Source organism: Marinomonas shanghaiensis (assembly GCF_003259175.1).
Lineage (GTDB): Bacteria > Pseudomonadota > Gammaproteobacteria > Pseudomonadales > Marinomonadaceae > Marinomonas > Marinomonas shanghaiensis.
This window is the reverse complement of the sequence record NZ_QGOK01000040.1, coordinates 1-10,828: the sequence shown is the minus strand read 5'-3', so window position 1 is coordinate 10,828 and position 10,828 is coordinate 1. Positions and strand designations below refer to the sequence as shown.

Sequence of the window (10,828 nt, the reverse complement as noted above, 5' to 3'; positions counted from 1 at the left end):
TATGATGCCCTACGAAAACACACGTCATTTTATCCCAACCAACGTCACCAAACGGCACATTACACTGCGCTCATGGTGCCCTACGAAAAACCAACATCATTTTATCCCAACCAACATTGTCAATTGGCACATAACCTTGCGCTCATGGTGCCTTACGAAAAACCAATGTGAGCCGTATACGTCATTTGACGTATCCCTGTAAGTCATTTCGCGCATACCTTTCTATTGGTGATTTTTTAATACTGGTTCTACGGATTTGAGGTGTTAACACCTCGTCTAAACACTCAACAATATTATAAATCACAATAGGACGGCTCCAACTATGAAAATCAAAACGCTTACATCTGCGATTGTGCTCTCTGGTGCAACGCTTATTGCGCTTCCTTCGCTGGCGGCAGACACAATTAAGGTCGGTGTGTTGCACTCCTTGTCTGGCACCATGGCGATTTCTGAAACCACGCTGAAAGATACGGTCTTGATGATGGTGGATGAGCAAAACAAAAAGGGTGGTTTGTTAGGTAAGAAGATCGAGGCGGTGGTGGTTGACCCTGCTTCAAACTGGCCATTGTTTGCAGAAAAAGGTCGCGAGTTATTAACCAAAGACAAAGTGGATGTGATTTTTGGTAGTTGGACGTCGGTTTCTCGTAAATCGGTGTTGCCAGTATTGGAAGAGTTGAATGGTTTGATGTTCTACCCAGTTCAGTACGAAGGCGAAGAGTCGTCTAAAAACGTGTTTTACACAGGTGCGGCGCCAAACCAGCAAGCGGTTCCTGCGGTGGATTATTTGATGAACGATCTTGGGGTAGAGCGTTTTGTGCTTGCTGGTACGGATTACGTTTATCCTCGTACCACCAATAAAATTCTTGAAGCCTATCTAAAAGGTAAAGGCGTTGCTGAACAAGACATCATGATCAACTACACGCCATTTGGTCATTCTGATTGGCAGTCTATTGTGTCGGACATCAAGAAATTCGGTAGCGAAGGTAAGAAAACTGCGGTGGTTTCTACCATCAACGGTGATGCCAACGTGCCTTTCTATAAAGAATTGGGTAACCAAGGTGTGTCTTCTGAAGACATCCCAGTGGTGGCTTTCTCCGTGGGTGAAGAAGAGCTTTCTGGTTTAGATACTAAGCCATTGGTTGGTCATTTGGCGGCTTGGAACTACTTCCAAAGTGTTGAAACGCCGGAAAACGAAGCCTTTATCAAAGCATGGCATGCGTATACCAAGAATCCTGATCGTGTCACCAATGACCCAATGGAAGCGACTTACATTGGCTTTAAAATGTGGGCTAACGCGGTAACGAAAGCCGGTACCACGGACGTTGATGCGGTTGAACAGGCCATGATAGGGCAAACCGTGCCAAACCTAACCGGTGGTGTTGCAGTGATGAATAAAAACCATCACTTGAGCAAACCTGTACTGATTGGCGAGATCCAAGACGATGGTCAATTTGAAGTGGTTTGGAAAACCGATGGTGTGGTCGCGGGTGATGCTTGGTCTGACTTCTTGCCGGGTTCTAAAGATCTGATTTCCGATTGGACGGCACCGATTAAGTGCGGTAACTACAACACGGTCACAAAAACTTGTTCTGGACAAAATTACTAACTTAACCCTCCCAGGGTGATGTCTGCTCTCTGTCTAGCACGTGAGAATGTCTAGTCAGAGAGCTTTTTTAGCCATGCATGCTTTTTATCTTTTATTTTTTATTTTTATCTTTTTTTAGCCTCAAGCGTTTGAGTGCTTGCGCAATAAACTTTCCGACCCACGGAGTATGACCTTGAGACATATGACCTTAAGACGTATCACCTTGAGACATTGTATTGCACTTTGTTGCTGTCTTTTTGGGCTCTTATCCCTGCCTGCTTTTGCGGCTGAATCGACCGATCTTGATCCTCTGTTGATAAAGTTAGCCGAGGTAAAAATGAACGATATGGTGCCTGTTTTAGTCGAAATAGAAGCGACATCAGAAGAGGCCGTGTTGCCGATTTTTCAATATTTAGTTGAGGGCAGTCTGCACTATATCAAGACAAGTAAACAGCTTGTCGCGCAAGTCGAGGTGAGTGGAGTAACTCGTTACAAAGACTTGTTAACAGGGCAAGTGGTTGCTGATCTTAGTAAATCCGATGTGGATAAGATTCGAGTTAATAACACCTTACGCGTCTATTTGCGCAATGCCATTGCTCGTATTCAGTTAAGTGCGAAGTCACCGAGCGTTCGTGAAAGTGCGGTACGTTCACTCTTGTCCAAACTTGATCAAGAGACGGTGGCGACATTGGAAAGTTTGTACCCCAACGAAACCAACAAGAAAGTCAAAGAAGCCATGGCATTGGCGCTGGCGATGAATACGGCTGCGCAAACGACATTGGCTCCATCCAATCGTATTGCTGCGATTGAGAAAATGTCCACAAGCTTAGAAAGCGATGTTCGAAACCTGCTTACACAATTAACTCGTGATGATAATCCAGCTGTGGTAAGCGCGGCGAATGATGCATTAGAAACCATCGCGCAACGAGTTAACCGTTTTGCTTTTGTGGATCAGTTGTTTTTTGGCCTGAGTTTAGGGTCAGTGCTCTTGCTTGCTTCCATCGGTTTGGCGATTACCTTTGGTGTGATGGGCGTGATTAATATGGCCCACGGCGAAATGATCATGTTGGGTGCTTACACAACTTATGTGGTGCAGCTGATTATGCCGAATTACATCGACTATTCGATTTGGGTGGCTATTCCTGCGGCGTTTCTGGTGTCTGGTTTGATGGGCGTGTTGATTGAGCGTTTGGTTATTTGCCGTTTGCATGGTCGTCCATTGGAAACCTTGCTCGCCACTTTTGGTATCAGTTTGATCTTGCAGCAATTGGTTCGAACCATTTTCTCGCCGCTTAACCGTCAAGTTTCTACACCCAGCTGGATGAGTGGTTCTTGGGAAATTAACCCCGTGCTGTCTCTGACATTGAACCGTTTGTACATTCTGGCTTTTGCTTTGCTGGTGTTCATCGTTTTGGTGGTTGTATTGAAGAAAACCTCTCTCGGTCTAAACGTTCGCGCTGTCTCGCAAAATCGCAATATGGCAAAAGCCATGGGCGTGAAAACCCATTGGGTGGATGCAATGACCTTTGGTTTGGGCTCTGGTATCGCGGGTATTGCCGGTGTGGCGTTGAGCCAATTGACCAACGTCGGGCCTAATTTGGGACAATCTTACATTATCGATTCCTTCATGGTGGTGGTGTTCGGTGGTGTGGGCAACTTGTTAGGAACCTTGGTTGCGGCGTTCACTTTGGGTATCGCAACCAAATTTCTTGAGCCAACTACAGGGGCGGTTCTCGCGGCTATTCTGGTGTTGGTGTTCATTATTCTCTTTATTCAAAAACGTCCTAAAGGACTCTTTCCACAAAAAGGGAGGGCGGCAGAATGACACGTCTTACAGCTTGGTTTTCTGAAGGGCGCTCGACGGGCAAACACACTTTGCCATTTGTGGTGATTTTATTGAGTGTGACGATTTTGGCGTCGGCGGCGAATCTATTGTTACCTGCTGACTCGATGTTTTATGTCAGCACTTACACCATTACTTTGCTGGGTAAATATTTGTGCTACGCCATGTTGGCGTTAGCGGTGGATATTATCTGGGGATATTGCGGTATTTTGAGTTTAGGTCATGGCGCGTTTTTCGCCTTGGGCGGTTACGCAATGGGCATGTATTTAATGCGCCAAATCGGTGATCGCGGCGTGTACGGTAACCCATTGTTACCTGACTTCATGGTGTTCTTAGACTGGAAAGAATTGCCTTGGTTTTGGTTAGGTATGGATCAGTTTTGGTTCGCCATGCTGATGGCGGTGTTTGTGCCGGGATTATTGGCCTTTGTGTTTGGCTGGTTGGCGTTTCGTTCTCGTGTTACCGGTGTGTATCTTTCCATCATGACGCAAGCCTTGACCTATGCCTTGTTGTTGGCGTTCTTCCGTAACGAAATGGGCTTTGGTGGCAATAACGGTCTGACCGACTTTAAAGAAATCCTTGGTTTTAGCTTGCAAGCCGACAGTACGCGAGTTGCTTTGTTTTTGATTACGGCGATTCTATTGGCGGTCATTTTTGTGATCAGTCAGAAGATTCTAGCGTCTCGACTTGGCAAGGTGGTGTTGGCGATTCGTGACTCGGAATCTCGTTCTCGCTTTATTGGTTATCGCACCGATCGTTACAAGGTCTGGTTGTTTGTCTATTCCGCTGTCATTGCTGGTATTGCGGGCGCTTTGTATGTACCGCAAGTGGGCATTATCAACCCAGGTGAGTTTTCCCCAATCAACTCGATCGAGATGGTGATTTGGGTAGCTGTTGGTGGTCGTGGCACCTTGATTGGTGCGGTGATTGGAGCCTTATTGGTGAACTACGCGAAGACCCGTTTTACCGCGATTATGCCGGATGCTTGGTTGTTTGCTTTAGGCGCCATGTTTGTCTTGGTGACCTTGTATTTACCAAAAGGTTTGATGGGCTTGTATGGTCAGCTAAAGGCTAAGCGAAACAGTGTTACGAAAAAGGAGTCGCAAGCATGAGTACCTTAGATAGTACCCGTGAATTCTTCCGCCGCGATCAGGTATGGCCTTTTTTAGCGCCCGAGCAAGCGGATGTGAATGTCGATAATCAGGTGATTCTCTATGTAGAGGGTTTAAACCTGAGTTTCGATGGCTTTAAGGCGTTAAATAATCTTAATCTTTATATTAACGATGGCGAGTTACGTTGTTTGATCGGCGCCAATGGGGCGGGCAAAACCACTTTGATGGACGTGATTACCGGTAAAACCCAGTGCGATTCCGGCACGGTGTTTTTTGGACAAAATCACAACTTATTAAACAAAGACGAAGCGGAAATCGCTCAGCTTGGCATAGGTCGTAAATTCCAAAAGCCCACCGTGTTTGAAGAGCAAACCGTGTTCGACAATTTGGAATTGTCCCTTAAAACCGACAAACGCGTATTGCCGACTTTATTCTCGCGATTAACGCCCACGCAAATTGATCGGATCGATGACGTGTTAAAAACCATTGGCTTGACGAAGCAGCGTTTTATGTTGGCAGGGGCTTTGTCTCACGGACAAAAGCAATGGTTAGAAATCGGTATGTTGCTGGTGGCTGAGCCAAGGCTCTTATTGATCGATGAACCGGTGGCCGGCATGACAGCGCAAGAAACCGAACGTACGGCGGAGTTGTTAACGTCTCTGGCCGGAGAGCGCACCGTGATTGTGGTCGAGCATGATATGGAGTTTGTGCGCAGTATTGCGCGCACGGTGACCGTCTTGCACCAAGGTTCAGTGTTGGCCGAAGGCACCATGAATCAGATTCAAAGTAATAAAGACGTGATTGAAGTCTACCTTGGTGAAGGGGAAGGCGGTGAAGAAGCAGCACAAACAGGAGCGTCAGCATGATATCCATTAACAAGGTTGATCAACTTTATGGCGGCACACAGATTCTTTGGGGCTTGGATTTAGACATTGTTCCCGGCTCTATTACTTGCATCATGGGACGCAACGGTGTGGGGAAAACCACTTTACTAAAAGCCATCATGGGATTGTTACCCATCCAAAATGGTGAGATCACCATGGAAGGGGAAACGCTAAACAAGCAAAGCGCAGAGAAGCGGGCTTACTCAGGTATTGGTTACGTTCCCCAAGGCCGAGACATTTTCCCCATGCTCACCGTGGAAGAAAATCTGCGTATTGGTTTGCCAGTGCGAAGTAAACGTACCAAAGACAGCCCGAAAGACATCCCAGAGAAAATCTTTGAGCTTTTTCCTGTGTTAAAAGACATGTTGCATCGTCGTGGTGGTGATTTATCTGGTGGTCAACAGCAGCAACTTGCCATTGGTCGCGCCTTGGTATTAGAGCCAAAAGTCTTGATCTTGGACGAGCCAAACGAAGGCATTCAGCCCAACATTGTGAAGCAAATTGGCGATGTGATTTTAAAGCTCAATGCGGAAGAAGGGTTAACCGTTATCTTGGTGGAACAAAAGCTCGGTTTCGCCCGTCGTGTGGGTAAAGAATTTCGTCTGATGGAAAAAGGTCGCATCGTCGCCGCCGATAAAATGGAAAACCTCAACGACACGCTGATAAAACAATACTTGGCGGTCTGATTTTTGCATTATCTAGCGATTAGGCGATACGCAAAAAAACGCTATAGGGCATCCATGAATAATAAACATAATCTTGCTTTGGCAGAACACGACGAGCAAATGCCGCCGTCAGAAAAGCACTCTTTAGTGGATAAAGAAGTTGTTGAGGGGGAAGCGTCCCACTGGCATGCCTTTCTGACGTTAGGTTTTAGTAAAACAGCACGTGGCACCGTGTTGAAAACCTGTGACCATAAAGGGCCTTTGTATGTGCAAAAGCCTTTTTACCCTGAGGGTCGAGATACGGCACACGTCTATTTATTGCATCCACCGGGCGGTTTGGTGTCGGGGGATCGCCTCACCATTACGGCAAACCTAGCCGAAAATACCCATGTTTTGATCACAACCCCTGGAGCTGGTCGTGTTTATCGTGCTCGAAAGGATAAAACGCTACAACACCAAATTACTCAGCTTAATGTGGCTGAAAACAGCTTAATGGAATGGTTGCCACAAGAAACCATTCTGTATCCCAATGCCCACACACGCCTTGAAAACTGCATTGATTTGGCTGACAACGCCAAGTTTATTGGTTGGGAAATTACCTGCTTTGGTTTACCGGCAAATAAAGAGGATTTTGCTGAAGGCCACGCGGAGCAAGGCTTTCAGATTCGTCAGAATGGTCGTCTTAAGGTGCGTGAACGCCTAGTAATAGACGACAGCAGCCGTGCGGTTTTTTCGGCCAAAGCGGGATTAGATGGTAAGCCAATCAATGGTCTGATGATCGCAGGCCCTTTTGATGCTGGCTCTTCTTATTCCACCTCTGCCCATGATGAACTGATTGATGCTTTACGTCAGCATTGTGCCCAACATGAGTCATTAAGTGGCGTGAGTTTGGTCGGCGAATACATTTTCGTTCGCAGTCTTCACCACGATTCGGAACAGGTAAAACAGCTATTTACCCAGTGTTGGCGAGAGATTCGACCCGCATTAATCCACAAACAATCCAATGAACCCAGAATTTGGTCGACCTAAAAAGGTGCGTGCGCTCTTTTTTGGGTCAATAAAAACACCTATAGAGATAAATAACGGAGCATAAAAATGGAACTCCTGCCAAGAGAAAAAGACAAGCTACTGGTTTTTACCGCCGCCTTGCTTGCCGAACGTCGTTTGAATCGCGGCCTTAAATTGAATTACCCCGAAGCCATGGCGTACATCACCATGGAAATTATCGAAGGCGCTCGCGATGGTAAAACCGTGGCGGAATTAATGGCCTATGGCAAAACCGTATTAAGCGCAGAACAAGTGATGGATGGCGTAGTGGAGTTGATCCATGAAGTGCAGGTGGAAGCGACGTTCCCAGATGGGACCAAGTTGGTCACTGTTCACAATCCCATTAATTAATGACTACTCGTTACGTCATTAAACGTATGTGTCAGGTTCTTTTTTTAAAGGAAAACATCATGATTCCAGGTGAAATTCAGGTGGCGGCTGGTGATATTGAGCTTAATGTGGGTCGCAAGACGGTGAAAATTCGTGTCGAAAATACCGGTGATCGTCCTGTGCAAATTGGCTCCCATTATCATTTTTATGAAGTGAATCCTGCCTTGTCTTTTGACCGCGCTGTAACGAAAGGTTTTCGTTTGAATATTGCTTCTGGCACGGCGGTGCGTTTTGAACCCGGCCAAGGCCGAGAAGTCGAGCTGGTGGAATACGCCGGTACAAAAACCATTTATGGCTTCCGTGGTGACGTCATGGGCAAACTGGAAGGAGCGCAATAATGGCAAAGATGGATAGACACAGTTACGCGCAGATGTTTGGTCCGACGACAGGCGACCGTGTGCGTTTAGGCGATACCGATATCTGGATTCAGGTGGAAAAAGATTTCACCGTCTATGGCGATGAAGTGAAATTCGGTGGAGGCAAGGTCATCCGCGACGGCATGGGACAAAGCCAAGTGACCAACGATGTGGCCGTGGATTTGGTGATTACCAACGCCTTGGTATTGGATCATTGGGGTATTGTAAAAGGCGATGTTGGCATCAAAGACGGCCGTATTTTTAAAGTCGGAAAAGCCGGTAATCCAGACGTGCAAGATAACGTGGATATTGTGGTTGGGCCGGGTACGGAAGTCATTGCTGGCGAAGGTTCTATTTTGACCGCGGGTGGCATCGACGCGCACATTCACTTTATTTGTCCGCAACAAATGGAAGAAGCCTTGACCTCGGGCGTCACGACCATGATTGGCGGCGGCACAGGACCTGCAACGGGCACCAAGGCAACCACTTGTACGCCGGGACCTTGGTATCTGGGCAAGATGCTACAAGCCACCGACAGCATGCCAATGAACTTAGGTTTTCTGGGCAAAGGTAACGCCAGTTTGCCAGAAGCTTTAGAAGAACAGTTAGAAGCCGGTGCTTGTGGTCTGAAATTACACGAAGACTGGGGCACCACGCCAGCGTCGATTGACTGTTGTTTGAGTGTGGCAGAGAAGTACGATGTACAAGTTGCCATTCATACTGACACCTTGAATGAATCGGGCTTCGTCGACAGCACCATTGATGCCTTTAAAGGTCGGGTGATTCACACTTATCATACGGAAGGCGCAGGCGGCGGCCATGCTCCCGATATTATTCAAGCTTGCTCCAATCCGAATGTCTTACCTTCGTCGACCAATCCTACTCGTCCTTATACGCGCAACACGGTAGACGAGCATTTGGATATGTTGATGGTGTGTCACCATTTGGACAGCAATATTCCAGAAGATGTGGCCTTTGCGGATTCACGTATTCGCAAAGAAACCATCGCCGCGGAAGACATTCTCCATGACCGTGGCGCGTTCAGTATGATTTCATCTGACTCTCAAGCCATGGGACGCGTTGGCGAAGTGGTAACACGAACCTGGCAAACCGCTCACAAGATGAAGCAGCAGTTTGGTTTATTGCCAGAAGACCAAGCGCTTGGCGCGGACAACTTTCGGGCTCGTCGTTACATTGCTAAGTACACCATTAACCCAGCGATTGCCCACGGCATCAGCCATGAAGTGGGCTCGATTGAACCGGGCAAACTGGCGGATTTGGTCTTATGGCGTCCTGCCTTTTTTGCGGTGAAACCTTCAATGATCATCAAAGGCGGCATGATCGCCAGTGCGCCAATGGGCGATCCCAATGCCTCTATTCCGACGCCACAGCCCGTGCATTATCGTCCTATGTTTGGTTCGTTCGGTAAAGCCGCCGCGGCCACGTCGGTGACCTTTGTTTCTAAGGCCGCATTGAATAATGGTTTAAAAGAAAAACTGGGCTTGGAGCGTACTTTGGTGGCGTGTAAAAACACGCGCACTATTTCTAAGCTCGACATGATTCACAATGACTGGTTGCCGAACATTACGGTTGATCCGCAAACCTATGAAGTGCGTGCGGATGGCGAATTATTAACCTGCGAGCCAGCGGAAGTGTTGCCCTTGGCTCAGCTTTATACTCTCTTTTAGGGACGTTTTTTAGGGACGTTAATTTTAGGAACGTTTATTAGGAACCGCATATGCTAGATATTTATGAAAGACTAGGCACTCATTGCCATGACCCCGTTCACACCACAGTCACCTTAACTCATGAACAGCGTGATCGTGGGCGTTTGAAACTGGTAGGTGACAATAACGAAGAAGTTCGCGTGTTTCTTGAGCGTGGTAAGCCGCTGTTAGTGGGTGAATTTTTGAAGTCCGAATGCGGCAAGATAGTGCAGGTGAATGGTGCGGTGGAAGACGTGGCCCATGCCAGCTGCGAAGACTGGGAAGCCTTTTCCAAAGCGTGTTATCACTTGGGTAATCGCCACACCAAAATCCAAATTGGCGAACGCTGGCTGCGCATTAAACCTGACCACGTTTTAGAAGACATGCTGCACATGCTGGGCTTGATCGTGACCCATGAAGACGCCGTGTTTGTGCCAGAATCTGGAGCGTATAGTCATGGGCACAGTCACCACTAGCGCTGTCACCACTAACATTGCCACCACTGACATCAGCTTATTGCGGCTTTTGCAATTAAGCAGCGTGGGGTTGCCCGTGGGCGGTTTTGCTTTTTCCCAAGGCATGGAATACGCCATCGACCAAGGTTGGGTGAAGAACAAAGCCGAGGTGTCTGCTTGGATTGGCTTGCAGTTACAGCAATCTGTGGCACGCGTTGATTTACCTGTATTGCAGCGCTGTATGGTGGCAGCAAAACACCATGATGCTGAGCGATTGTTTGAGCTGAATGACTTGGTCTTGGCTTGTCGAGAAACCAAAGAGCTGCGTTTAAACGACACCGCTATGGGGGAGGCTTTGTTTCGTTTGCTGGGCAGTTTGCACATAGACACGCCGTTTAAGCGTTTAGACGAGATGAGCTTTGTGACCTTGTTTGCTATTGCCGCGAGCCATTGGGATTTGAAAACAGATCTTGCTTGCTTGGGACTAGCTTGGTCTTGGTTGGAAAACCAAATTGCCGCCGCCACCAAATTGGTGCCGCTTGGGCAAACCCAGGCGCAGGAGTTGTTGGGTGAATTACAGACGGACATTCGACAGGCGATTGCCATGTCGTTAACCATTGAAGAAGACCGCATTGGCGCAGGCTTACCCGCCATCGCCATCGCCAGTGCGCAACATGAAACACAATACTCACGACTGTTTCGGTCTTAGATAAAGTGGTCAATTTAGCCTTATCAACCCTAATGAGGGAGTGGGTTTTGTAGGTCGTGCTTTAGCGCGTCAAGGG

The 10,828-nt window shown here is 47.6% G+C and carries 11 protein-coding genes; all 11 read left to right on the top strand.

The features are described from left to right. The first annotated feature begins 322 nt into the window (after positions 1 to 322). The 11 genes from urtA (at position 323) to DKT73_RS19740 (ending at position 10,752) form a co-directional block, all read left to right on the top strand. On the top strand, positions 323 to 1,606 hold the full coding sequence (urtA, locus tag DKT73_RS19790; RefSeq protein ID WP_111640249.1) for an urea ABC transporter substrate-binding protein: 1,284 nt from the start codon (positions 323 to 325) through the stop codon (positions 1,604 to 1,606). A gap of 181 nt (positions 1,607 to 1,787) precedes the next feature. Next, complete coding sequence (gene urtB / locus DKT73_RS19785) at positions 1,788 to 3,410, top strand: urea ABC transporter permease subunit UrtB (RefSeq protein ID WP_111640248.1); 1,623 nt, start codon at positions 1,788 to 1,790, stop codon at positions 3,408 to 3,410. Further along, entirely contained in the window at positions 3,407 to 4,540 is a 1,134-nt protein-coding gene (gene urtC, locus DKT73_RS19780; RefSeq protein ID WP_111640247.1) for an urea ABC transporter permease subunit UrtC, read from the top strand. The genes urtB and urtC overlap by 4 nt, the downstream gene beginning before the upstream one ends. Then, positions 4,537 to 5,406: an urea ABC transporter ATP-binding protein UrtD gene (gene urtD, locus DKT73_RS19775; RefSeq protein ID WP_111640246.1), complete on the top strand. Its 870-nt coding sequence runs from the start codon at positions 4,537 to 4,539 to the stop codon at positions 5,404 to 5,406. Before urtC ends, urtD begins: the two co-directional genes overlap by 4 nt. Next, positions 5,403 to 6,110 carry an urea ABC transporter ATP-binding subunit UrtE gene (gene urtE, locus DKT73_RS19770; protein ID WP_111640245.1) on the top strand — a complete coding sequence of 236 codons (708 nt, stop codon included), beginning with the start codon at positions 5,403 to 5,405 and terminating at the stop codon, positions 6,108 to 6,110. Before urtD ends, urtE begins: the two co-directional genes overlap by 4 nt. A 54-nt stretch (positions 6,111 to 6,164) precedes the next feature. Further along, positions 6,165 to 7,118, top strand: coding sequence for an urease accessory protein UreD (locus DKT73_RS19765; protein ID WP_111640244.1), 954 nt, complete (start codon positions 6,165 to 6,167; stop codon positions 7,116 to 7,118). 66 nt (positions 7,119 to 7,184) lie between these two features. Then, entirely contained in the window at positions 7,185 to 7,487 is a 303-nt protein-coding gene (locus tag DKT73_RS19760; RefSeq protein ID WP_072840219.1) for an urease subunit gamma, read from the top strand. A gap of 59 nt (positions 7,488 to 7,546) precedes the next feature. Continuing rightward, positions 7,547 to 7,864 (top strand): urease subunit beta, encoded by a 318-nt coding sequence (locus tag DKT73_RS19755; RefSeq protein ID WP_111640243.1) that lies wholly within the window; start codon positions 7,547 to 7,549, stop codon positions 7,862 to 7,864. Further along, the gene (ureC, locus tag DKT73_RS19750) at positions 7,864 to 9,570 is read left to right on the top strand and encodes an urease subunit alpha (RefSeq protein WP_111640242.1); all 1,707 of its coding nucleotides are present in this window, start codon (positions 7,864 to 7,866) and stop codon (positions 9,568 to 9,570) included. The genes DKT73_RS19755 and ureC overlap by 1 nt, the downstream gene beginning before the upstream one ends. Positions 9,571 to 9,620: 50 nt before the next feature. Continuing rightward, on the top strand, positions 9,621 to 10,064 hold the full coding sequence (ureE, locus tag DKT73_RS19745) for an urease accessory protein UreE (protein ID WP_111640241.1): 444 nt from the start codon (positions 9,621 to 9,623) through the stop codon (positions 10,062 to 10,064). Beyond that, complete coding sequence (locus DKT73_RS19740; protein ID WP_111640240.1) at positions 10,045 to 10,752, top strand: urease accessory protein UreF; 708 nt, start codon at positions 10,045 to 10,047, stop codon at positions 10,750 to 10,752. Before ureE ends, DKT73_RS19740 begins: the two co-directional genes overlap by 20 nt. Positions 10,753 to 10,828 lie beyond the last annotated feature (76 nt).

Excerpts from the sequence above, each read along its gene's own strand:
- urtA (WP_111640249.1), top strand. The coding sequence starts at position 323 with ATGAAAATCAAAACGCTTACATCTGCGATTGTGCTCTCTGGTGCAACG.
- urtB (WP_111640248.1), top strand. The coding sequence starts at position 1,788 with ATGACCTTAAGACGTATCACCTTGAGACATTGTATTGCACTTTGTTGC.
- urtC (WP_111640247.1), top strand. The coding sequence starts at position 3,407 with ATGACACGTCTTACAGCTTGGTTTTCTGAAGGGCGCTCGACGGGCAAA.
- urtD (WP_111640246.1), top strand. The coding sequence starts at position 4,537 with ATGAGTACCTTAGATAGTACCCGTGAATTCTTCCGCCGCGATCAGGTA.
- urtE (WP_111640245.1), top strand. The coding sequence starts at position 5,403 with ATGATATCCATTAACAAGGTTGATCAACTTTATGGCGGCACACAGATT.
- DKT73_RS19765 (WP_111640244.1), top strand. The coding sequence starts at position 6,165 with ATGAATAATAAACATAATCTTGCTTTGGCAGAACACGACGAGCAAATG.
- DKT73_RS19760 (WP_072840219.1), top strand. The coding sequence starts at position 7,185 with ATGGAACTCCTGCCAAGAGAAAAAGACAAGCTACTGGTTTTTACCGCC.
- DKT73_RS19755 (WP_111640243.1), top strand. The coding sequence starts at position 7,547 with ATGATTCCAGGTGAAATTCAGGTGGCGGCTGGTGATATTGAGCTTAAT.
- ureC (WP_111640242.1), top strand. The coding sequence starts at position 7,864 with ATGGCAAAGATGGATAGACACAGTTACGCGCAGATGTTTGGTCCGACG.
- ureE (WP_111640241.1), top strand. The coding sequence starts at position 9,621 with ATGCTAGATATTTATGAAAGACTAGGCACTCATTGCCATGACCCCGTT.
- DKT73_RS19740 (WP_111640240.1), top strand. The coding sequence starts at position 10,045 with ATGGGCACAGTCACCACTAGCGCTGTCACCACTAACATTGCCACCACT.